The 23,022-nt window shown below is 41.3% G+C and carries 18 protein-coding genes and 1 other RNA gene; 13 read left to right on the top strand and 6 right to left on the bottom strand.

Annotated features, from left to right (window positions below; all coding sequences use genetic code 11):
• Positions 1–205: 205 nt before the first annotated feature.
• The 10 genes from devC to V7K55_RS17210 all read left to right on the top strand — a co-directional run bounded on the left by devC (position 206) and on the right by V7K55_RS17210 (position 14,952).
• Entirely contained in the window at positions 206–1,360 is a 1,155-nt protein-coding gene (gene devC, locus V7K55_RS17255; protein ID WP_334833363.1) for an ABC transporter permease DevC, read from the top strand.
• A 126-nt stretch (positions 1,361–1,486) separates the two neighbouring features.
• A complete protein-coding gene (locus V7K55_RS17250) occupies positions 1,487–2,197 on the top strand; it encodes a DevA family ABC transporter ATP-binding protein (protein ID WP_334833361.1) in 711 nt (236 codons plus the stop codon).
• Between the two features lie 528 nt (positions 2,198–2,725).
• Positions 2,726–3,217 (top strand): pentapeptide repeat-containing protein, encoded by a 492-nt coding sequence (locus tag V7K55_RS17245; protein WP_334833569.1) that lies wholly within the window; start codon positions 2,726–2,728, stop codon positions 3,215–3,217.
• Entirely contained in the window at positions 3,214–4,368 is a 1,155-nt protein-coding gene (locus V7K55_RS17240) for a 5-(carboxyamino)imidazole ribonucleotide synthase (protein ID WP_334833567.1), read from the top strand. The genes V7K55_RS17245 and V7K55_RS17240 overlap by 4 nt, the downstream gene beginning before the upstream one ends.
• Positions 4,369–4,428: 60 nt before the next feature.
• Positions 4,429–4,612, top strand: a non-coding RNA gene (ssrS, locus tag V7K55_RS17235) — 6S RNA.
• A 136-nt stretch (positions 4,613–4,748) separates the two neighbouring features.
• Positions 4,749–10,145, top strand: a complete 5,397-nt coding sequence (locus V7K55_RS17230; RefSeq protein WP_334833359.1) for a trifunctional serine/threonine-protein kinase/ATP-binding protein/sensor histidine kinase — start codon at positions 4,749–4,751, stop codon at positions 10,143–10,145.
• A 229-nt stretch (positions 10,146–10,374) separates the two neighbouring features.
• Complete coding sequence (locus tag V7K55_RS17225) at positions 10,375–11,640, top strand: M16 family metallopeptidase (protein WP_334833357.1); 1,266 nt, start codon at positions 10,375–10,377, stop codon at positions 11,638–11,640.
• Between the two features lie 94 nt (positions 11,641–11,734).
• Positions 11,735–13,006: a M16 family metallopeptidase gene (locus V7K55_RS17220; protein WP_334833564.1), complete on the top strand. Its 1,272-nt coding sequence runs from the start codon at positions 11,735–11,737 to the stop codon at positions 13,004–13,006.
• 91 nt (positions 13,007–13,097) lie between these two features.
• The gene (locus V7K55_RS17215) at positions 13,098–14,093 is read left to right on the top strand and encodes a peptidoglycan-binding domain-containing protein (protein WP_334833355.1); all 996 of its coding nucleotides are present in this window, start codon (positions 13,098–13,100) and stop codon (positions 14,091–14,093) included.
• 505 nt (positions 14,094–14,598) lie between these two features.
• The gene (locus V7K55_RS17210) at positions 14,599–14,952 is read left to right on the top strand and encodes a phage holin family protein (RefSeq protein ID WP_094329939.1); all 354 of its coding nucleotides are present in this window, start codon (positions 14,599–14,601) and stop codon (positions 14,950–14,952) included.
• 615 nt (positions 14,953–15,567) lie between these two features.
• On the opposite strand, the gene V7K55_RS17205 is transcribed toward V7K55_RS17210, so the two are convergent.
• The 3 genes from V7K55_RS17205 to V7K55_RS17195 all read right to left on the bottom strand — a co-directional run bounded on the left by V7K55_RS17205 (position 15,568) and on the right by V7K55_RS17195 (position 18,018).
• Complete coding sequence (locus V7K55_RS17205) at positions 15,568–16,503, bottom strand: alpha/beta fold hydrolase (protein WP_334833353.1); 936 nt, start codon at positions 16,501–16,503, stop codon at positions 15,568–15,570.
• 19 nt (positions 16,504–16,522) lie between these two features.
• Positions 16,523–17,029: a DUF4112 domain-containing protein gene (locus tag V7K55_RS17200; protein WP_094329940.1), complete on the bottom strand. Its 507-nt coding sequence runs from the start codon at positions 17,027–17,029 to the stop codon at positions 16,523–16,525.
• 83 nt (positions 17,030–17,112) lie between these two features.
• Complete coding sequence (locus V7K55_RS17195) at positions 17,113–18,018, bottom strand: YihY/virulence factor BrkB family protein (protein ID WP_334833350.1); 906 nt, start codon at positions 18,016–18,018, stop codon at positions 17,113–17,115.
• A 154-nt stretch (positions 18,019–18,172) separates the two neighbouring features.
• On the opposite strand from V7K55_RS17195, the gene V7K55_RS17190 reads away from it, so the two are divergent.
• Positions 18,173–18,649, top strand: a complete 477-nt coding sequence (locus V7K55_RS17190; RefSeq protein ID WP_334833349.1) for a hypothetical protein — start codon at positions 18,173–18,175, stop codon at positions 18,647–18,649.
• A 45-nt stretch (positions 18,650–18,694) separates the two neighbouring features.
• Positions 18,695–19,924 (top strand): tetratricopeptide repeat protein, encoded by a 1,230-nt coding sequence (locus V7K55_RS17185; RefSeq protein WP_334833346.1) that lies wholly within the window; start codon positions 18,695–18,697, stop codon positions 19,922–19,924.
• 233 nt (positions 19,925–20,157) lie between these two features.
• Here the strand turns inward: V7K55_RS17185 and accD are convergent, their stop codons facing one another.
• Complete coding sequence (accD, locus tag V7K55_RS17180) at positions 20,158–21,108, bottom strand: acetyl-CoA carboxylase, carboxyltransferase subunit beta (protein ID WP_334833344.1); 951 nt, start codon at positions 21,106–21,108, stop codon at positions 20,158–20,160.
• 37 nt (positions 21,109–21,145) lie between these two features.
• Between accD and V7K55_RS17175 the strand changes: the two genes are divergently transcribed.
• Positions 21,146–21,328, top strand: coding sequence for a hypothetical protein (locus V7K55_RS17175; protein ID WP_334833342.1), 183 nt, complete (start codon positions 21,146–21,148; stop codon positions 21,326–21,328).
• Between the two features lie 385 nt (positions 21,329–21,713).
• On the opposite strand, the gene V7K55_RS17170 is transcribed toward V7K55_RS17175, so the two are convergent.
• Positions 21,714–22,562 carry a prepilin peptidase gene (locus V7K55_RS17170; RefSeq protein ID WP_334833340.1) on the bottom strand — a complete coding sequence of 283 codons (849 nt, stop codon included), beginning with the start codon at positions 22,560–22,562 and terminating at the stop codon, positions 21,714–21,716.
• 149 nt (positions 22,563–22,711) lie between these two features.
• Positions 22,712–22,972, bottom strand: a complete 261-nt coding sequence (locus tag V7K55_RS17165; protein ID WP_104908437.1) for a hypothetical protein — start codon at positions 22,970–22,972, stop codon at positions 22,712–22,714.
• Positions 22,973–23,022: the final 50 nt, after the last annotated feature.

Raw genomic sequence — 23,022 nt, 5'->3', positions numbered from 1 at the left:
CAGCATTACCAATTTGTGATTTGATATTTTGGATTGGTAATCTTCTTAATTAGGCTGTTTCATCCATTTTCAACATTCTATAAATTTGATCCAAGCGTCAACTTTTGTGGCTCTTTCTAAACCTCTGCTACCAAACTAAATTACGTTAGCGTAGCGGGGCATAGCTCATTACGAATTATTCTAACTATGCTTGGATGCATATAAAATGAATCAAAAAATACCTCTGTCGTGGCTACAACTTACAAGAGAAAAAACTCGACTAGCTGTAGCTTTGGCAGGAATTGCCTTTGCTGATATCTTGATGTTTATGCAACTCGGCTTTCGAGATGCTTTGTATTATAGTAACGTTCGATTTCATAACAGCTTGCAGGGCGATATTGTTTTAATTAACAGTCAATCTAGTGCTGTTCTGGCAATGAGGAGCTTTTCTCAAAGACGGTTATATAAAGCTTTAGATTTACCCGCAGTCCAATCAGTACATCCTATATATTTGGACTTTACAATCTGGAAGAATCCTGTAACAGGTCGTCCTCGTAGTATCCTGATATTTGGAATGAACCCAGAAACTAATATAGTTAACTTACCTGGCGTTCAGGAAAATTTAGATAAACTTAAACTGCCTGATGTAGTTCTATTTGACCGTTCTTCTAGGGTAGAATATGGGCCCATTGCTGCTAATTTTAGCCAAGGAAAGACCGTAACAGCAGAAGTACGAAGGCGGCGAATTAAAGTAGGTGGACTATTTACACTAGGTGCATCATTCGGCGCAGATGGAAATTTAATTACAAGTGATGTTAACTTCCTACGAATATTCAGTAATCGTCAACCAGGATTAATTGATATTGGACTGATTAGATTAAAACCAGGAGCAGATGTTCAAGTTGTTACCCAAGAGTTACGAAAATATTTACCTAATGAGGTAAATGTTTTAACTAAACAAGAATTTATTGAATTTGAAAGAAGTTATTGGGCAAATAGTACAGCTATTGGCTTTATTTTTACATTAGGGACTGTCATGGGTTTCATTGTAGGAACTGTGATTGTTTATCAAATTCTTTATACAGAAGTTGCAGATCATTTAGCTGAGTACGCTACTCTTAAGGCAATAGGTTATACACAAAATTATTTGTTAATGGTTATTCTTCAAGAAGCTTTGCTATTAGCAGTTTTAGGATATTTTCCTGGAATTATTTTTTCATTATTTATGTATAGTAGCGCGAGAAATGCAACCCTGCTACCAGTTTTCATGAGTTTTGACCGTGCCGTAATGGTGTTGATTTTGACTATGTTAATGTGTATTATTTCCGGCGCGATCGCAGTCCGAAAATTACGTTCTGCCGATCCAGCAGATATCTTTTAATTAATTCAACATTAATTAAAACTTGCTATTAATAAACACAACTTATGATTGATGGTTAAGAAAACCTAATTTCTGATTCAACTTCCAGTTCAATTTTGGAAATCCTAACTTATAACTCACAAAAACATGATAGAAAAAGAACCTGTAATTGCCATTAAAAATCTCAATCACTATTATGGCAAAGGCGCACTGAGAAAACAAATATTATTTGACATCAACCTAGAAATTTATTCAGGCGAAATTGTAATTATGACTGGGCCATCCGGTTCAGGTAAAACTACATTACTGAGCTTAATTGGTGGTTTGCGGTCTGTACAAGAGGGAAGTTTGAAATTTTTAGGTGAAGAACTCGTTGGTGTCAGCCAAAGCAAACTGGTGCAAATGCGACGCAACATTGGTTATATTTTCCAAGCTCACAATTTGCTAGGTTTCTTGACTGCAAAGCAAAATGTGCAAATGGCAGTCGAGTTGAACAATAATATTTCTCAAACAGAAGCAGTGGCTAAATCAAAAGCCATGCTGGGATCAGTTGGTCTAGAAGAACGAGTTGATTACTACCCAGATAATCTTTCTGGTGGACAAAAACAAAGAATTGCGATCGCACGCGCCCTAGTGAATCGCCCTCCACTAGTACTAGCAGACGAACCAACAGCCGCATTAGACAAACAATCAGGACGCGATGTTGTCGAAATAATGCAGAGTCTAGCCAAAAATCAGGGAACTACTATCTTATTAGTTACACACGACAACCGTATTTTAGACATAGCCGATCGCATCGTAGAAATGGAAGATGGTCTTTTAACTCGTAACTCTTCAAATAAGATCGTTCAGTCGTAATTCTCCTATCAGAAATCACAACTGATAACTAGCCCTTTCAAGTTAAACAAGACTTACACAAACAATACTAGTTTTCACGTAGTAGTCTGTCAAGTTTAAATTGATGCATAAGAAAGTTCGTAGTAAGGACTTCAGTCCTTATTTTCTAAGCACGCTTTTTACTACAAACTTTTCATTACTAGCTTGACAGACTAGTAGGGGCAATTCACGAATTGCCCCTACAGCATTTAGTTTTGCGTAAGTCCTATTAAAAAGTAAAAAAATAATCCCCATAAATAAATTTAGCCGCTTCAAACCGTTTTCTCTTTCTTTTGCCTATTGCCTTTCGTCTACCTAAAAGTGAGAAGCTATATCTACGACAGACTACGCATCTGCCGTTTTTGCGTTACAAAATATTAAGCAAGGGAAATTTATATCCCTCAAGTTCAGTAGCAAGGCTGCAAGTCTCAATTAGATCCGCAAGTCTTGCTAATACTCAAATGCGGTAAGCTTAAAATGCAGCGATTAGACACCAAATTGACTCTCAAAATGTTTTGTCAGCAAGGGTTGGCGTTCCTTCTCGGAACTATTATCTGGTGCGTAGCCAATCCTGCACTAGCAGTAGACTGGACTCATCCACTGTCATTTAGCAATGCAGAGTTGTCAAGACGTGATTTTTCTGGTGACAGTTTGCAAGCTGCAGAGTTTTCTAACGCCAATATGGAATTCGCTAACTTTACAAACGCTGACTTACGAGGAGCAGTAATGAGCGCTTCGGTGATGACAAAAGCAAATCTCCACGGAGCCGATTTAACTAATGCAATGGTCGATCAGGTAAACTTGACTAAGGCCGATTTGAGCGATGCAGTTTTCAAAGAAGCTATTTTGCTCCGTGCCATATTTAATGATGTAAATATAGACGGTGCAGATTTTACAGATGCAATTTTGGATAGAGCGCAAATCAAAGAACTGTGCGGAAAAGCCAGTGGTGTGAATTCCAAAACAGGCGTGCAAACTCGTGATTCTTTAGGATGTCAATGAAGCGTGTTGGTGTAATTGGTGGCGGACAACTAGCCTGGATGATGGCGGATGCAGCACAGAAGCTAGAAGTAGAATTGGTAATACAAACTCCTAGCGAACACGATCCGGCCGTGTCAATCGCTCAGGAAACTGTTTTCGCGCCCGTTGATGACGCAAGTGCTACGGAAATATTAGCTCAAAAATGCGATGTCATCACCTTTGAAAACGAATTTGTTGACCTGCAAGCTTTATCTCTTTTAGCAGAAAAAAGCGTTTGTTTTCGTCCCAAATTAGAAGCTTTAGCTCCTCTTTTAGATAAATATCATCAACGCTGCTATTTACACGATTTGGGATTACCAGTTCCTCAATTTTTCGCCCTTGACGAGGTGGAAAATCTCAAATCAAAAATAGAATATCTAGGTTTTCCAGTAGTTTTGAAATCCCGCCGTCATGGTTATGATGGTCAAGGCACTTTCATAATTCAGGATTTTGCTACTTTAGAACAAAAACTAAGTTCTGAAACCACAACAAAAACTTTAAATAAATCAGTTTTTTTGTTAGAAGAATTTGTCCCTTTTGAAAAAGAACTAGCAATAATTGTAGCGCGTTCTGTGGAGGGAGAAATTGTAACTTATCTTGTAGTGGAAACCCAACAAGAACAACAAGTATGTCGGCGGGTGATTGCCCCAGCCGAAATTACATCCAACCAAGTAGCAGAAATCCAAGCGATCGCACATACTCTATTAAATAGCCTAGAAGTAGTGGGAATTTTTGGAATTGAGCTATTTCTCAGCGCTAATGGCAAAATCCTGGTAAATGAAATTGCTCCCCGTACCCACAATTCTGGACATTTTTCTATTGACGCTTGTGAAACTTCTCAGTTTGAACAGCACCTCAGAGCCGTTTGTGGTTTACCTTTAGGGAATCCGGCTTTGCAGTGCGCTGGCGCTGTGATGGTGAACCTACTGGGGTATGAAAATTCTCACAGCGATTACCACAGCCAGCGTCAACAAATAGCAGAAATTCCCCAAGCGCACGTTCACTGGTATGGGAAGACAGAATCACGCCCTGGGCGGAAGTTAGGGCATATTACCGTTTTGCTAGATAATCAGAATCGAGAATCGGCAATAGCGATCGCTCAGAAAGTAGAATCTATCTGGTATCCCAGGTAAATAGATCGGAAAGTTTCAATGTTGAACACACAACATCTTTTGAAAAGCTATAATGAGTGAGTTGCACTACGACGTTGGTGACTGCCATCAAGTTTTTTGATCTATGCCTTTAATGACAAGGGAGTCAACTGTTCTCGTGGCAGTATACCGGGCATGTACCCGGAAACTTTAAACGAGGAATTTAGGTTCCCACCTGGATAAACCCAGGTCATAAACTTAGGTAAAACGGCGTCGCGGTGAACTTAAAATTATTAGCTCCCAAAGTCAGTTAGAACTTGGGAGCTTTTATTATTTCAATCAGTTTAAAATAAGTGATCTGACAGTAAACATTGCCATGTTTTTGGGAAACCTAGATATTGAAGTCTCAAAAACGAAGCCGTATGGTCAGTATTCCCGGATACCAAGTTAGCCAAGAACTCTACAACGGTTCTCGAACCTTAGTTTATCGCGCTAATCGAGAAACTGACCAAAAATCTGTGGTGATTAAGCTGATGAAAACTGCTTATCCCAGCTTCAGCGAATTGGTACAGTTTCGCAACCAGTTCACCATTGCCAAAAATTTGAATCTACCTGGAATCATCCAAACCTATAGTCTAGAACCCTATCAGAATGGCTATGCGTTAGTGATGGAGGATTTTGGGGGAATTTCCTTGAAGGAATGGGGAGTGGGGGGAAGAGTAGAATCTCTGATGGAGTTTTTACAAATTGCGATCGCACTGTGCAATACATTAGATATTCTAATTCGTTATCGGATCGTTCACAAAGATATTAAAGCTGCCAATATTTTAATTCATCCAGAAACTAAAGAAGTTAAGCTAATTGACTTTAGTATTGCATCTCTGTTGCCACGAGAAACTCAAAGCCTCATGAGTCCTAATGTACTTGAAGGGACACTTGGCTATTTGTCTCCAGAGCAAACTGGAAGGATGAATCGGGGGATTGATTACCGAACTGATTTTTATTCTTTGGGTGTAACTTTTTACGAATTACTAACAGGGCAATTACCATTTCAATCACACGATCCGATGGAATTGGTACATTGTCATATTGCCAAACTTCCGCCTTTAGTACATGAGATTAATCCCCAAATTGCACCTGTACTCTCATCTATTGTTAGCAAATTGATGGCAAAAAATGCCGAAGACCGCTATCAGAGTGCATTTGGGCTGAAATATGATTTAGAAAATTGTTTAGCTCAACTCAAGGAGACAGGGAAAATTGTCAGTTTCCCAATTGCTCAACGGGATGTGTGCGATCGCTTTATTATCCCAGAAAAACTCTATGGCCGTGAGCATGAAGTTGAAACCCTGTTAAAAGCCTTTGACCGCGTTACCAATAACCAAACAGAATTAATGCTGGTGGCTGGTTTTTCTGGTATTGGTAAAACTGCTTTGGTTAACGAGGTTCACAAACCCATTCTCCGGCAAAGGGGCTACTTTATTAAAGGCAAATTTGACCAATTTAATCGTAATATACCCTTCTCAGCTTTTGTACAGGCGTTTCGAGATTTAATGGGACAATTACTGAGTGAAAGCGATCTCCAATTGTCAACTTGGAAAAATAAAATTTTACAAGTACTGGGCGATCAAGGGCAAGTTATTCTTGAAGTAATTCCCGAACTAGAACAAATTATTGGTCAACAACCACCTGCAACGGAACTTTCACAGAGTGCAGCCCAAAATCGCTTCAATTTACTCTTTCAAAAGTTCATTCAGGTATTCACTACAAAAGAACATCCATTAGTAATTTTCCTTGATGATTTGCAGTGGGCTGATTCTGCATCACTTAAATTGATGCAGTTGTTGATGAGCGAATCAGGAAATGGATCTTTACTTTTAATTGGGGCTTATCGAGACAATGAAGTATCTACAGCACATCCGTTGATGTTAACTTTAGCGGAGATTCGCAAAGCCAATGCGACAATTAACAGCATTACTTTAGCTCCGTTAAGTAAAGCTAGTTTAAATCAATTGCTGGTTGATACCTTGAGTTGTTCGAGTAAAACTGCTCAACCTCTAACGCAACTTGTATATCAAAAAACCCAGGGAAATCCCTTTTTTATAACTCACTTTCTCAAATTATTATATGAAGATGGACTGATTAATTTTAATCTTACTCAAGGTTACTGGCAATGTGATATTGTCGCTGTTAAAGCACTTGCCCTTACAGATGATGTTGTAGAATTCGTAGCGCTACAGTTGCAAAAGTTGCCAGATACAACGCAAAATATGTTGAAATTAGCTGCGTGTATTGGCAACCAGTTTGATTTGCTAACCTTAGCAATCGTTTCTGAACAATCGGAAACCGAAACGGCAGCATCTTTATGGAAAGCTTTGCAAGAAGGGTTAGTTTTACCTACTAGTGAAGTTTATAAATTTTTTCAAGAGAATGAACACAATTCTGACTCAAACCCCTTAAATTCTAATTTCCAAATCCCTATCTATAAATTTTTACATGACCGGGTGCAGCAAGCGGCTTACTCTTTAATCCCAGATGAAGAGAAACAATTTACCCATCTTAAAATTGGTCAATTACTCTTACAAAATACCTCTGAGTCTCAGCAAGAAGAGCGAATTTTTGAGATTGTCAGTCAGCTAAATCGAGGAATACTGCTAATTACCCAACCGGCTGAACGTCAACAATTAGCTCAGTTAAATCTGAATGCTGGTAGAAAAGCGAAAGAAGCTACCGCTTATAGTGCAGCAATTCATTACTTCTATTCTGGAATGCAGTTGCTACCGATTAATAGTTGGGAAATCGCATACAAACTGACTCGAAGTTTACACGAAGAAGCTGCCGAAGCTGCTTTTCTCAACAATGAATTTGACCAGATGGAATCTGCGATCCAGGTCGTCATGGAAAAAACAACCACCTTACTCGATAGGGTGAAAGTTTATGAAGTTCAACTCCAAGCCGATCAGGTGCGGAATCAATCATTCAAAGCGATCGCAACTGGACGCGAACTTCTCGCTCAACTTGGGGTAACATTACCTGAATCAGTAACACCTCCAGACATTCAGCAATCTGTAGTCAACACACTCTCAACCTTGGCTGGCAGAAGTATTGAGGGCTTAGTTGATTTGCCATTAATGGATGATACCAAAGCTTTGGTTGCATTGCGGATTATGGCTAGCATCGCTCCCGCCATTCACCAGACGTCTTCCTATCTGTTACCAATTATTGCTTGCGAAGAGGTGAATTTATCTCTTAAATACGGCAATGCACCACTCTCAGCACCAGGATATGCAGATTTTGGTATTGTACTTAATATTTGTAACCAACTGGAGTCAGGCTACGAATTTGGCCAGCTAGGTTTAATGCTTGTAGATAGACTTCAAGCAAAATCTGTTCAAAGCATGACTCTATTTAAGGTGGGTGCATTGAATCAATTTAATAAACAACATATTCGCACCTCAATTAGGTTATTACAGGAATCCCATACTTTTGGATTAGAGACAGGCGATTTTTTTCATGTGCTGGCATCGATGATTTTTAAGTTATTCTATGTCTATTTAAGTGGCACAGAAGTTTTGGAAATTCTCTTAGCAGATATCAAAGCTTACGAGTCTCATTATGCCCAAAATCAACGCTTATTAAATTGGTCTAATATCGTCTCTCAAACCATTACAAATCTTACCGAATATAGCGACTATCCAGACTCCCTGATTGGTGAAGATTGTCAAGAAGAACTCTTATCTGCGCTTCTCCAAGAAAAGGACGAATTAACACTACATATATTTTTCCTAAGTAAGTTAACACTCAGTTATTTGTTTGAGAATTTTTCGGCGGCAGTTGAGAATGGAAATCAGGGAGAGCAATACCTCAACAGTGGCGCAGGAATGTTATCTGTGCCTGTTTTCTACTATTACGATTCTTTATCTCGGTTGGCTATCTATCCAACGGCAGAACCATCTCAACAGGAGCAATTACTTTTAAAGGTTGGCGAAAATCAGGAAAAATTGCAATTTCGAGCCAAATTTGCACCAATGAATTTCCAGCACAAATTTGATTTGGTGGAAGCAGAACGCTATCGGGTTCTGGGCGAAAAAATAGCAGCAATAGAATTGTACGATCGCGCCATAACTCTAGCGAAAGAAAACCAATATATCCAAGAAGAAGCTTTGAGCAATGAGCTAGCTGCCAAGTTCTACCTCGACTGGGGCAAAGAAAAAATTGCCCAAGTTTATATGCAAGAAGCTTATTACTGCTATGCTCGTTGGGGTGCTAAAGCCAAAACTGAAGACTTAGAAAAACGCTATCCTCAACTCCTGACTCCCATCTTACAAGGGCAGCATCATCGCTTTCAACTGAGTTCAACCGTCGATGGATCGTCATTCCCACATCAAACTATCCACACAAATCTTTCTAGCAGCAGTATCTCGGAAGCCCTCGATTTTGCCACCATCTTTAAAGCCTCACAAGCTCTCTCCAGTGAAATTCAATTAGAGCAATTACTCACTACCCTTTTGCAAGTGGTGATGGAAAGTGCCGGGGCACAAAAAGCCGCTCTGCTTGTACTCCAACAGGGCGACTTAGTGGTTGAAGCTGTAGCCACCATCAATGAAGGAGTCACTCTGGTATCGGTACCATTGTCAAGCAGCGAAGGCATTCCCATTACACTGATAAATTATGTCAAACGCAGCTTAAAAACTGTTGTGCTGGATGATGCAACCGCACAAACTGATTTTATTGCCGATTCATATTTCATGCAGCAACAACCTAAGAGTGTGTTGTGTACGCCGATGTTAAATCAAGGTAAGCTCATCGGGCTGCTATATCTAGAAAATCCGTTGACAATTGGTGCATTTACAAGCGATCGCACTGAAGTTATCCAACTGCTATGCGCCCAAGCCGCCATCTCTCTAGAAAATGCCCGTCTTTATCAAGAATCTCAAAATTATGCCCAAGAGTTAGAGCGATCGCTACAAGAACTTGAGCATACCCAATTACAAATGGTGCAAAATGAAAAAATGGCAACCTTGGGTAATTTGGTTGCTGGGGTGGCACATGAAATTAATAATCCGATTGGATTTCTCAAAGGCAGCCTTAACAATGCCGAAGAGTATATTCAAGACTTGCTCGCCCATATCCAATGCTACCAACAACATCATCCCAATTCTGCGATCGCAGTCATTGAGCATGGCGAAGAAATTGACCTAGAATTCTTGACTCAAGACTTACCAAAGCTCGTAAACTCAATGAAGGTGGCTTCAGAAAGGATTAAAGACATTAGCATTAGTCTCCGCACCTTCTCCAGAGCCGATACAACCGAAAAAGTTGCTTGTAATCTCCATGAAGGGATTGAGAGTACCCTGTTGATTTTGAAGTATCGTCTCAAAGCTAACGAAAAACGTCCAGCAATTGAAGTCATCACCGAATACGGAAAGTTACCATTTGTCAAGTGCTTTTTGGGACAATTAAATCAAGTATTTATGAACATCTTTGCTAACGCAATTGATGTCTTAGATACTTCCTGCGAGGGGCTTTCTTTTGCCCAAGCGCAAGACAATCATCACCAAATACTGATTCACACCGAAGTATCAAGTGAGCAAAATATGGTGGCAATTCGCATCAAAGATAACGGTCAGGGGATGCCAGAGGAGATTAGAGCCAGGATCTTCGACCACCTATTTACAACAAAAGAGGTTGGGAAAGGAACAGGATTAGGATTAGCGATCGCTCGTCAAATTGTCGAGGAAACCCATAATGGACGGTTGAGTTGCAATTCTGTGCTTGGTGAAGGAACAGAATTTGTCATTGAGATTCCAGTATTTTAACGGTTCGCAGAAGTCCTCACCCTCTCTACGAGACGCTATGCAAACAACTCTGAGTAGGGTGGGGATAGGGAGCAGCTGATAATGATTGCATAACGCGCACCATTTCTTGGTAGTGTGGAGAACAGTAATAGCACAATTCTCCAAAATCTGTATAACTTGATTCTAAATTAGGTATCGTTCAGAGTTAAGATGACACAATTGCGTTGAATTGTGGTTAAAGCTACAAAAATTGTTAAAACAACTAACTAATACCGTATTTCCAGCCTCGGTCTTCCGACTAGAGAGTGGTTTAACTTTTATTCATCAAGAGATTCCCACTACTCCTGTAGTTGTGGCTGATGTTTGGGTGCGTGCTGGAGCAAGCCTAGAGCCAAAGCCGTGGTTTGGGATGGCGCACTTTTTAGAACACATGATTTTTAAAGGTACGGCAACGCTTCCCCCTGGAATGTTCGATTCCAAAGTTGAAAACTGGGGTGGCGTAAGTAATGCGGCAACAAGCTATGATTATGCTAATTATTCACTCACCACAGCTGCCCCTTATTTAAAAGATACTTTGCCCTACTTGGGCGAACTACTGCTCAATGCGGCAATTCCAGAAGACGAATTTAGCCGCGAACGGGATGTAGTGCTAGAGGAAATTCGCTCTTGTCAAGATGATTCCGACTGGATAGGATTTCAAGCTCTAATTCAAAGCATCTATCCGCATCACCCTTACGGGCGTTCGGTGTTGGGTACTGAGCAAGAACTGATGCAGCAGTCACCAGAAGCAATGCGCTGTTTTCATCATGCCCACTATCAGCCGGAAAATATGACGGTGGTAATTGCTGGGGGTATAGCCCAGCAACCAGCTTGGGAATTAGTAAATCGTTCATTTAGTGATTTTGCCGAACGCTCGAATTGTCCGCAGTTTGAGAAAGTGCCAAAGCCAGTAATATCAGGAATTCATCGTCAAGAACTGTGTTTACCACGCATAGAGCAAGCGCGATTGTTGATGGCGTGGTTGGTACCAGGAGTAGAAGAAATCCGCACTAGCTATGGTCTAGATTTATTGTCAGTGTTATTGGCAGAAGGGCGGACTTCGCGTTTAGTGCGTGATTTGCGAGAAGACTTGCAATTGGTACAAGGAATTTATAGTAGTTTTTCTCTACAACGGGAATCAAGTTTATTTACAATTACTGCCTGGTTGGAACCAGAAAATCTGGAAGAAGTTGAGTCTTTGATTTGCGCTCATTTGGATGATTTGCAGACTGGAGGAATTAACGAACAAGAACTTGCTCGTACACGCAGGTTGCTATGTAATGAGTATGCATTTTCTACTGAAACGCCAAATCAGCTAACAGGGCTTTATGGATATTACAATACCATTGCCCAAGCTGAATTAGCTGTGACATATCCCCAGCAGATTAAGTCTTTTGATGCCCAAGAACTGCAAAAATTAGCTAAACAATATCTCTCACCGCAGAATTATGCGGTTACTGTACTTAGACCCTGTTAGTTATTGGGAATTGGGAATTGGGAATTGGGAATTGGGAATTGGGAATGAGTTTTTGACAAAGGACAACTGACAAATGACAAATGACAAAGGACAAATGACAACCTTGCTGCAAAAATCACCTATAAATCGCACCGTATTGAATAATGGCATTGTCGTGCTGGCGGCAGAAAACCCTGCTGCGGATATTATTGCAGCGCGGATCTTTGTGCGTGCCGGTAGTTGTAACGAAAACCGGGAGCAAGCAGGGTTGGCGCATTTGCTATCAGCAGTGATGACAAAGGGATGTGATGGACTTTCTAGTTTAGAAATTGCGGAAAAAGTCGAGTCTGTAGGCGCAAGTTTGAGTGCGGATGCTGGCACTGATTATTTTTTGCTATCTTTCAAGACGGTAACATCAGATTTTGCGGAAATTTTAGCATTGGCAGGGCGGATTTTGCGATCGCCAACTTTTCCTGAAACTCAAGTGGAACTAGAACGGCGTTTAGCACTCCAAGATATTCGTTCCCAAAAAGAGCAACCTTTCAATGTCGCCTTTGAACAAATGCGGCAGGTAATGTACCAAAATCATCCCTACTCTATGTCAGTGCTAGGAGATGAAACCAGTATGAGCGGCTTAACTCGTGCTGATTTAGTAGAGTATCATCAAACTTATTTCCGTCCAGATAATGTAGTAATTAGTATTGCTGGTAGAGTCACACCCACAGATGCAACAGCATTGGTGGAAGAAGTTTTTGCTGATTGGCAAGCGCCAGCCCAAGCACTGCCAATACTAAATTTACCTGAAATTAAAGTGGAACCACAGGTAAAGGTTAAGCCAGTACAGACACAACAATCAATCGTGATGCTTGGTTATTTGGGAACATCGGTAAATTCTGTTGACTACGCCGCCCTGAAGTTGCTGTGTACCTACTTGGGTAATGGGCTTTCTAGTCGCTTGTTTGTCGAACTGCGGGAAAAACGCGGTTTAGCTTACGAAGTATCCGCCTTTTACTCTACAAGGCTATTTCCAGCCTCATTTGTGGTTTACATGGGTACAGCCCCAGAGAATACCAGCATTGCCCTAGAGGGACTACGTACAGAAGTAGATTTATTGTCTACCGAGGAAGTATCGGAAAGCGCCCTCCAAGCTGCAAAAAATAAGATTCTGGGGCAGTACGCCTTGGGTAAACAAACAAACGGGCAAATTGCTCAGATATATGGCTGGTATGAAATTTTGGGCTTAGGAATTGATTTTGATACCAAGTTTCAAGAATTGATTGCGGCCGTGAGTGCCAAAGATGCGATCGCTGCCGCAAGTAAGTATTTAAAATCACCTTATTTGTCTTTAGTTGGTCAAGAAGAAGCAATTAACCGTGCGATCGCTTAAATAGCCCATCCAAGACATCGTAAATAGAGCAGCTGTTTTTTAGACCAAGCGGCTGTACCATTAGCATGAGAATATTCTGGGAGTAAATTCCATGCAAAGCAGCCTGACAGCAAGTATTTTGAGTTACTTAAAATTACTAGACCCCACTGTAAATCGCTGTGGAATGGAAAAACGGCAAAAAAGTTGGTGGCCAAAGAGGTCTAAATCTTTATCAGCCATTCAAATATTCTTGTTCTCCGCGACGCCTCTACTTATTGCCTCAACGCCTTTAGTATCAATAGCAGCACCACAAAAAATTGCCCAAGTAAATCCTGGAAATAGTATCAACCGCCCTAACCTCAAAGTTGGTAGCCAAGGCGAACGCGTATCTGAACTTCAGGCAGCTCTAAAACTTTTGGGTTTTTATTCTGGTGCAGTAGATGGTATATATAGTGAAAATACAGCTAGTGCTGTTTCCCGATTTAAACAAGCAGCTGGCTTAAACCCAGATGGCATTGTTGATGCCAGCACTTGGCAAAGACTTTTCCCTAATCAACCAGTAGCAGCATCAACTGTTCCTTCATCGCAGCCAAGATTTAACTCAGCTACGAATTTTCCTGTTCCAACCCAGGCTAGCAACCTCACCAACGTTGCAAATCCCAGCCCTAACCCCCCCAGACAAGCCGTAACACAAGTTCCGACTAGACCAGCATCAAAACCTACTACCCCCAAAAAAGCTGTAACCCAAGTTGCAAGCAACCCTGAGCCAAGACCTGCTACCCCAAGAAAAACTACAACTTCAAGCACACAGAAAAAACCGAATCCCACTACATCAACTACTGGAAGTCAGTCAAACACAACTACTAAGCGAACCCCTGGTATTCAATACACCTCCGAAGGAATGCCAATTTTGCGTATAGGATTACGTGGTTCTGAAGTTGTGAAGTTGCAACAACAGCTGAAAAAGCTTGGTTTCTTGAAAGGTGATGCCGATGGCGACTTTGGCGAGACAACCGAAGCAGCAGTGAAAGCTGCACAAAAGCGCTATGGTTTAGAACCTGACGGTGTAGTTGGTGGCTCTACCTGGGAGGTTCTTTTACGGCGTTAGTATCGCCAGCGTTTCCTTTGCCTGTACCCAAAGACGCGAGCAAGATGCTCTGAAGTTCTAATAACTTATTTTTTGCAAATCCCAAAGGTATAGAGGTTTTTCAACTTTGAGGAACTTCTATAGGGGTTTTGCGCTTCAGGAATTTAATCCGGTACATCCTGCAATACGATAAAGATACACCTAACTTTTCACGGTATCTGGAAAACCTTTCTCTAAGTCTCTCTCCTAAGAGGAGAGAGACTTTGAATTTTCCCCCTTCCCCACAAGGGAAGGAGGTTAGGGGATTAGGTTGTTCGTGGGTTTATTGTCAATGAGGTGAAAAGTCAGAAAGATAGACTGATTAAAAGTATCTCTATGTCAGGACAGAAAATTACATTGCTTTTGGACTAAGAAGAGATGATGGGAACTTTAGGAGTCAATCACAAGAACACCTGATAGTGTTACAGATCACAACTGTCAACAGTGAAATTAATTAAACTTACTGTTAATTCCTCTAAAAAAACTTATGCAACACTTTTTATTAACTTGGCTAGGTACTGCGGTAGCGTTATTTCTAACTGCTAATATTGTTCCGGGATTTTTTATCAAGAATTTTGTGGTCGCCTTAGTCGCTACCCTTGTTATTGGTCTAGTTAATGCATTTATTAGACCAATTTTGCAGATTTTAACTTTTCCGATTACCTTGCTCACCTTTGGTTTATTTACATTGGTAATCAACGCTTTAACTCTTTGGTTGGCAAGTGCTTTAACTCCTGGTTATGGTTTTGAGATTCAGGGTTTTTTACCTGCTTTGTTAGGTTCAATTGTGCTAGCTGTTGTTTCTAGCATAATTAACTATTTATTGAGAGTTGTTGACTAAGTAGGTCGGCGTAATTAAAGCTAACTGGCGAACGCGAACATGGTCTCCGACAGAGGGCTGTTATATAGTCGGGGCATCGACTATTAAGTTAGGTGATGTTAGACAGTCCGAGACTGCAATTGCTGTGTGAGCTTAGAATCCCCCATTTTATAAACGGGGGAAGATGTCAAGCGAGTCCCGTTAGAAAATTTAAAAAGCTGCCAAAATGGCAACCAGACTCCGATTAACCAAGTTAAATTGAACGGAGATAAACGACTTCAAAGGTTTTTTGTCAGGGACTACCACGCAAGTAAATTTCTTTGAGCTAATACTAACTAAGTGATTTACAAAAAACCTATCTCTACTAATTATTTGTAGAGGATTTTTATCATCAGATAAATATTAATAATCAGGTTTGGCATTTGCTGCAACAGGAATATAAAATGCGTATAGGCGTTGTTGTTGAAGTACGCATTAGCCTCAAAATAACGGGCAACGTCTGTATACATTCCTGTTCACTTCAGTAGCAAATGGCAGAGTGGGAGTTTGAAAGCTGACTGATATGCTTCCTCCCACTCTCTTTTTATCGAAACAGAATTCAGTTAGCTGAAATAAAATAAGCTCCACCTCTCACTCTTAGGAGCATTCCGTATCCCGTAAAAATTCGAGAATCGCTGCATTCACCTGCTCAAAAGCACCTGTTGATGCATCATGATAGCAGTTAGACAAAATTTTTAATTTGGAATTGGGGAGATGCTGATGTAATTTTTCACCATGACTAACAGGAAACCAACTATCTCGATCCCCCCACAAAACTAGTGTAGGACACTGAATTGCACTCAGATTATTTTGGATTTGGGTAAGCATATTTGGTTTATTTGCTTGCCAATTATCAATTTCTCGTGCTGCTATTTGTAACTCTTCAGCAACTTTAGCGATCGCACCAGGAAATTCAATAAACGGGTAAGTAATCCAATAGACATCTTCCTGTGTCAAAATGGACGGATCAAATAATACCCCACGTCTTTCTCTTGCCATAATTTCTCTCAATAGAGGTGCAAACAAATATGCCAGACGTAAGGTGTCAATTGTTTGGATTATTTCTAGAGGAGTTTGGGCAAGTAACGACATAGCCCAATGGGGTAAATGTTTGGTAAAAACAGGTACGTTTACGACTATAAGCTGTCCGATTAACTGCGGATTTTCTTGAGCAAGGGCAAGGGCAACTAATCCCCCCAGAGATTCAGCCACAATCACTACGGGTTCATCACATAATGCCTGAATAATTCTTTTAAACTCAAGAATTTGATGACTGTTGTGTTCTCTACGAGACGATGGTTTTTCTGAAAAACCAAAACCTTTGGCATCAAAGCAAATTACCCGGAAATGTTTAGATAACCCTGCTACACTGTGTCGCCAATTATAGCTCCAACTACCCATGCCATGTAATAAGATTAGCGGTTTACCTCTACCTTTTTCACCATAGGAAATTTGTACAGGATACCCTTGAGCATCAGTAATAATTAGACTTTGCCGCCCTTTAGGAAAAGTAGCTTGCCACCAATCTTTCATTCCATTATCAATAAATAATTTAACCACCTGTTAAGGCGTTCCACAGCATTCTAATTAGAATCACTGGTAATGCTACTAAAACTATGGATATCAGTAACAATCCAACCAAAAGGGCAACGATAAACAACCTATCTGCACTCTTTTGCTCGCTCGGAAACTTTAAGTATTCTTCCAATAGCTTGATATTATTAGTGTTAGCTCTCCAGGCAAAATCAAAAAAGTCTCCCAAAACGGGAACAGTACCTACCAAGCCATCAACAATCACATTGAAAACCATTTTGCCTAAAGTAGCTCTAGATACACCCAGCCGCGCTGCTTCTAGGATGATGTAGCTAGAAAACATGACTCCCAAAAAATCACCACCAATAGGTATAAGTCCTAAGATTGGATCTAGACCAAAACCAATCTTAGTACCAGGAATAGTAACAATGTTATCTAGCAGCCGACTTAACTGACGCAGGCGCTTCAGGGTGGGTGCTTTGGCATCAGGCTCAATCATCGAAAACCGAGGAGAAGAATCCGGCATGAAGGCGATCGCTTATTTATATTGAATGAATCGTTAGACATTTTACTCCCCTACTGAGGTTTGTCAAAAGTTTTCTCAAGGATTTACAAACTAATATTTTCATTAAATTGTGACTGCGCTTTTGAGCGCATATCTTCACCAACTGTCACATTCAACTGATCGCCGATTAACAGAACAGCAGCGCTCATTGACAGCCAGAGCATTAAAACTATCACGGCTCCTACAGCACCATACACTTTATTATAATTCCCAAAATTTGCCACATAAAGCCGAAATAGGGCAGATAATATTGCCCAAAAAACAGCTGCTAAAATTGCTCCAGGCATCATTGGCGTACCTGAGTTCCACGCGCTTGGCCCATAACGATAGACAAAGCCAAAGGCAACAGCAACAATACTTAAGGCTAATGGCCAGCGTAATAGCTTCCAAAGATGTAATAAGAAAATCAAGGAACCATTTTCCCGGACTACCATTTCCAAAATCCAGTCGCTGGTGAACACTAAAAGAGAAGCAAGCACTAAAAGTAACATAGTACCGACTGTTAATCCGAGAGAGACAAGCTTGGCTTTCCAAAAGGGGCGCATCTTTTCTGAAGGAATTTGATGGATTTGGTCGAGGGCTGTCATCGCGGTACTCACCGCCCCAGAGGCAGTCCAAATTGCTAAAACAAAGCTCAGAGAAAATAAACCGCTATTTTTGGAGTTGGTAATTTCTGTGGTGGCAAAATCACGGATCAGAATTAAGGCTTCGTCAGGTAAGATTTGACTGAGTTGAAGCGCTAGTTGTTTAAAAGTGGCTTGCAAAGATTCTGCCAATAAGCCAATGGCTGCGATCAGAGCAATAATTGCTGGAAACAGCGATAACATGGCATTGAAGGCGATTTCCGAGGCAAGTCCCAAAAGCCGTCTTTCCATTGTCCTGGCAAAAGTTTTTTTGAGCGTGCGCCAATTGAGATGGCGAAAGAAGCGAAAAAAACGAGGCTTTGGCATAATTTAGAGTTAAAACTGGTTAGGTTTCTTAACTACTGTGCCAAATTTTGTGTAGCGATCGCATTTATCTCTTTACCGAAAGAATACCGAGTCGGGAGCAGGGGGAGAAAGAATAACTAATGACTAATGACAAATAACAAATGACTATTTATTTATGAATCAAGACTTAACACAACAGTGGTTGACAGAAATCCAGGTACTCAGAGAGCAGATGGCGGGACTTCAGGGCGATCGCGATGCGGCTTGGGAAAGTGCCCAAAAATGGCGACAGCTTTACAACACAGAAGCAGAACAACGCCGCACAGATGCCCAACTATCGCAACAGGCGATCGCATCCCTCAAGGCAGACTTACATAAACTCCGAGGTTTTGAGGTCGAGACACTGGCTGCTGAGACACCAGTAACAGCGATCCAACAAGAGATAGAACAACTAAAATCTGTAGAGGATTTGCAAGCTAAACTCATCGCCGCGATCAAAGAACGCGATCGCCTCTTGCAAGCTTTGAAAACTGAGCAGGATAGCCACGCTCAAACCCGTGATAGCCTAACTACTGCTTTGGGTGATGCTATTGATAGTTTGACACAGGAAAGAGCCAGAGCAGAAAAAGAGAGTAAAAATAATAGGGCATGAGGATGATTACCTCATGTAACTAACTCAAGTCCAGGTAAGTTTCCCATGCTCAAGCGTTTAATTGTGATTGTGACTGCCGCTATAGTCTTTAGTAGTTCCTTGACCCTGGCAGAGAGTAAAAAACCGAAAGTACCGGATAAATTTCCTCCCAGTCCCCTAGAAATTACCACACCCGACCCATTGCTACCCCGTTTGCCCAAGGATAAACAGCCGTTAACTCTCCAAGAACAGCAAAACTTAGAACCAGCGCTAGATGCCTTAAACCAAGAAGCAGCAGCGAAACTGCAAGCAGGGGAGCCTGTGGTGGCGTTTGAAATTTGGAACCGAGAACTTCGCTTGCGGCGCTTTTTAGGTTCATTAGCAGAAGTGCAAGCACTATCGCGAGTTGGGGCGATCGCTTGGAAGCAAAACAATAAAGAAGAAGTACAATATATTTTGCAGCGATTGCAAGCCATTGAAAAACAGGCAGAATCTCAGAAAAAAACTGCCCAAGTCGATCTAGAATTGTGGCGATCGCTAGCTCAAGCTTACCAAAATGTGCGATCGATTAAACTAGCTGTAGAAGCTTACGACCAAGTTTTGTTAGTGGTGCGGCAGCAAAAAGATACAACAGCGCTAGTAGAAATGCTTAAGACAATTGGGGAACTACATTTAAGTTGGTTTGATTATCCCAAAGCCGCCCCAGTCTACGAAGAATTGTTGGGTTTAGCTACTTCCCAAGGCGAACGTGTAAATGAAATAACATATCTGCAACGGCTGGCTTACATTTATGAGCAGACACAACAACCGCAGCAGTCATTGAATGTACTTAATAAACTACTAGAAATTTACGTTAGTGAAAATAATCTTACTAAAATACCAGAGTTAAAGCTAGCGATCGCTTCAGATTACGAATCTTTAGCAAAGAAAGATCCTAACTTACTGCTAGAAGCCTTTAAAAATTATCAAGAGGCTTATACCACTGCTTGGCAATTAAAGGAGTACGTTCCAGCTGGTGACGCTTTGCAAAAGTTAATTGCGCTGTACCGTTCTCAAGGACAAATAGACGAGGCTTTGCAGGCTAGCCAAATTCTTGTGCAGACAGAGGCGCAAGCCGCTAACTTTTACGGGATGATGCAAGCTTATGACCAAATTGGGCAATTGTATATAGAACGCAAAGATTTTCCTCAAGCATTAACAGCTTTTAAACAAGGGTTGGAACTAGCGCAACAACTCAAACATAAAGAAGCATACTTTACTGGGCAAATTGAAAAAGTATCGAAGGCAAATTTATAGAACGTGTGTAAAACACTAGGCAGCCTCATTATTCAATTTGCTCAGTTTGGAGGCTTACTAGGGTTATTCGCCCTCTCTGGTATACTCCGACTAGCAGCAGTTGTTCCACTGGTTTTTGTCAAAGAGTCGGGAAGGTGAGGGAGCAGGGGAGACAAGGGGACAAAGTGACTGGAGTGAGAACTTGCAACAAGTCTTTCCTCATTCCCCATTCCCCATTCCCTATTCCCCATGTTCTATTCTGCGGCGGTAGAAGTTAAAGACATTGTTTCCCACAACACCATGTGAGGTGTTGTTAGTACAGGCTGGTGTAGAGCAATCAGCTGGGTTAGGGTGTTCTTTAATTGGGTACGGGGTACGATATCATCAACAAAACCATGCAGGAGCAAATCTTCAGCAGTCTGAAAATTTTCGGGGAGTTTTTCCCGCAGGGTTTGCTCAATCACTCGCCGACCGGCAAAACCAATCGTTGCTTTGGGTTCTGCCAAAATGATATCGCCCAACATTGCAAAACTAGCGGTAACGCCGCCCGTTGTGGGATTGGTCAAAACGGGAATATATAATAGTCGCGCGTCTTTATGGCGCTGTAGGGCTGCGGAAATTTTCGCCATCTGCATTAGAGAAAGCATTCCTTCTTGCATTCTTGCGCCGCCGGAGGTGCAGACGATAACAACAGGATATCGTCGTTGAGTGGCTTGCTCAATCATCCGGGTGAGTTTTTCTCCCACAACCGAACCCATGCTACCACCCATGAAGCGGAAGTCCATAACCCCAAGGGCAATGGGCAAACTATTGATTTGACCTAAACCAGTGTGAACCGCGTCTATTAAGCCAATTTTATCTTGTGTTTCCCGCAGGCGATCGCTGTAGAGTTTGCGATCGCGAAATTCTAGCGGATCGGTTGGACGCAAATGCTCGTCTAGAGGTTTCCAGGTATTGCTATCTATTAATTGACGGATGCGTTCATCGCTATCTACTCGATTGTGATGACCACATTCGATACAAACCATCTGATTGGCCTTCAGGTCTTTTGTGTATGCCAACACTCCACATTTAGAACATTTATGCCATAGACCATCAGCAATTTCACGTTCTTGGCGTTCGAGGCTGGTAGATCCTGATTTCCGCCGATTTGCAAACCAATCAAATAGAGACTTTAAACCACGTGATTCTTCGTTGTTAGCCATTTTTTATTTTATTTTAAGTGGGTATGAGGTCAAAAACATGTCAAACCGTATTGGGTTATCTTTAGTCATCAGTTATTTGTTTTTACTTAATGACCCTTCGGGTGATGCCTCCGGCACGCCTAGGGCGAACGCCAGTTACTCATGGGGGAAACCCCAAGACCGTACTGGCTCACTAATTACTACATCGTCAAACTACGCTTTTAAGCAATTCAGACCTTAATTATCATCTTTGGTTGCCAGCTTAACGAAAATACTTGTGCCAATACAAGTCTCCTGCTCTTTTTTTCAGCAGACTTAATTATATGGACGTACTGACAAAGCTATGAGAATACCAACCTCCAAATAAGATGCTCTCCCCTCCCACTCAAATCAATGATTCGCATCGCTAGTGTTCTGAATAAGCAGCATCTGTTGTACTAGTTGTGCTTGCCAACGGTTAATCGTTGTTAAGAGGGTAATACAAGTCACAAGCAGAATATTATCAAAATATGAAGGGCAGATGGGGTAATGTTGGTTACAGTCACGAATTATAAATATTTCTTATGAAAGGTTATTGGGTATGGGGCATTGCTTACACCCCCATCTCCATCATCCCCAACTCCGATTCAAGATGCTGGAAAAAATAACCGCAGGTAGCTAGACAAAATGGCTTCACCGCTAAATATGGTAATCATAGATCCTAACGCGAGAAAAGGGCCAAAAGGCATCTTTTGTCCTAATTTTTGTCTCGATGTCTCTTTACTTGCGAATTTGCGTCTACGCATAATAACAGCACTACCAATTAAGGCTCCCAGCGCACAGGCGATAAAAGTAGCTAAGAGCAAATATTTCCACCCTAACCAGGCTCCCATCATGGCTGCTAACTTGGCATCACCCGCACCCATTGCAGTTTTACCAAAGGCAACTGAACCCAGTAGGGCGATCGCATCAAATAACCATAAACCTAATACTGCACTGACTATCGCCATCATAAGATGATTTACCAATGCCACAGAACTACCCTCTGGTAGATAACCAACCACCATTTGGAATAAAATTCCTACCATTAAACCCGACTGAGTAAGTGGATTAGGTAAGGTCATTGTATCTAGGTCGATAAGCGATAGTGCCAATAACCAACTACAAAAAGCCCAATAGCCTATTGTTAAAGTAGAAACTTGAAATACTAAAAAAACCAGCAAAAAAATTATGCCCGTCACCCCTTCTACCACGGGATAACGGACAGAAATTTTGCTTTTGCAATATCGACACCGCCCTTTTAATGAAATCCAGCCGAAAACTGGTACATTGTCGTAGGCTTTTAGCTGATTTAAGCATTTAGGACAACGAGAAGGTGGCCAAAGAATTGACAACCCAGCAGGTAGCCGATAAACAATAACATTGAGAAAACTACCAATAGATGTACCCAAAGCAAAGACCATTACACTCGCTGGAATAGCGAACAAAATGTCCATACAGTCATTTGTCCTTTGTCATTAGTCCTGTGTCATTTGTCGTTTATCTTTTGTCTTTTGTCATTAGTCCTGTGTCATTTGTCCTTTGTCGAGAACTAATGACCAATGACTAATGACTAATGAAATGACCAGTGACCAATGACCAATGACTAATACATGTGTGATTCAATTTGACTTAAGGGTACAAAACACTCTTGAGGTAAAAGAACTGGTTGGTTAGTAAAAATAACCTTACCTCGATGAGTCACACGATTAATTGCTACACCGGAAGGTTGTCCCGCGATTTCGGGGTGGACTTCACAGTGAGTATAGTATATCTGCCCAGCAGCTCTGATTACAGCAGGATCAATCAAAGGCGATTGGTTCTTTGGGGCAGTAAAATTTACTTGTCCTTGTCGTAATGCGTACACTATCGACTGTTATTTGATTGCTAGATTTCACTTTAGTCTACCCGAAACTT

The organism is Nostoc sp., from assembly GCF_036919895.1.
Lineage (GTDB): Bacteria > Cyanobacteriota > Cyanobacteriia > Cyanobacteriales > Nostocaceae > Nostoc.
Note: the sequence above shows the minus strand (reverse complement) of the source record. Positions and strands in the feature narration are given on the sequence as shown.

Excerpts from the sequence above, each read along its gene's own strand:
- V7K55_RS17185 (WP_334833346.1), top strand. The coding sequence starts at position 18,695 with ATGCTCAAGCGTTTAATTGTGATTGTGACTGCCGCTATAGTCTTTAGT.
- V7K55_RS17205 (WP_334833353.1), bottom strand. The coding sequence starts at position 16,503 with ATGAAAGATTGGTGGCAAGCTACTTTTCCTAAAGGGCGGCAAAGTCTA.
- V7K55_RS17190 (WP_334833349.1), top strand. The coding sequence starts at position 18,173 with ATGAATCAAGACTTAACACAACAGTGGTTGACAGAAATCCAGGTACTC.
- V7K55_RS17250 (WP_334833361.1), top strand. The coding sequence starts at position 1,487 with ATGATAGAAAAAGAACCTGTAATTGCCATTAAAAATCTCAATCACTAT.
- V7K55_RS17200 (WP_094329940.1), bottom strand. The coding sequence starts at position 17,029 with ATGCCGGATTCTTCTCCTCGGTTTTCGATGATTGAGCCTGATGCCAAA.
- V7K55_RS17240 (WP_334833567.1), top strand. The coding sequence starts at position 3,214 with ATGAAGCGTGTTGGTGTAATTGGTGGCGGACAACTAGCCTGGATGATG.
- V7K55_RS17170 (WP_334833340.1), bottom strand. The coding sequence starts at position 22,562 with ATGGACATTTTGTTCGCTATTCCAGCGAGTGTAATGGTCTTTGCTTTG.
- V7K55_RS17230 (WP_334833359.1), top strand. The coding sequence starts at position 4,749 with ATGGTCAGTATTCCCGGATACCAAGTTAGCCAAGAACTCTACAACGGT.
- V7K55_RS17175 (WP_334833342.1), top strand. The coding sequence starts at position 21,146 with ATGTCAAACCGTATTGGGTTATCTTTAGTCATCAGTTATTTGTTTTTA.
- devC (WP_334833363.1), top strand. The coding sequence starts at position 206 with ATGAATCAAAAAATACCTCTGTCGTGGCTACAACTTACAAGAGAAAAA.
- V7K55_RS17210 (WP_094329939.1), top strand. The coding sequence starts at position 14,599 with ATGCAACACTTTTTATTAACTTGGCTAGGTACTGCGGTAGCGTTATTT.
- V7K55_RS17245 (WP_334833569.1), top strand. The coding sequence starts at position 2,726 with ATGTTTTGTCAGCAAGGGTTGGCGTTCCTTCTCGGAACTATTATCTGG.
- V7K55_RS17195 (WP_334833350.1), bottom strand. The coding sequence starts at position 18,018 with ATGCCAAAGCCTCGTTTTTTTCGCTTCTTTCGCCATCTCAATTGGCGC.
- V7K55_RS17220 (WP_334833564.1), top strand. The coding sequence starts at position 11,735 with ATGACAACCTTGCTGCAAAAATCACCTATAAATCGCACCGTATTGAAT.
- V7K55_RS17215 (WP_334833355.1), top strand. The coding sequence starts at position 13,098 with ATGCAAAGCAGCCTGACAGCAAGTATTTTGAGTTACTTAAAATTACTA.
- accD (WP_334833344.1), bottom strand. The coding sequence starts at position 21,108 with ATGGCTAACAACGAAGAATCACGTGGTTTAAAGTCTCTATTTGATTGG.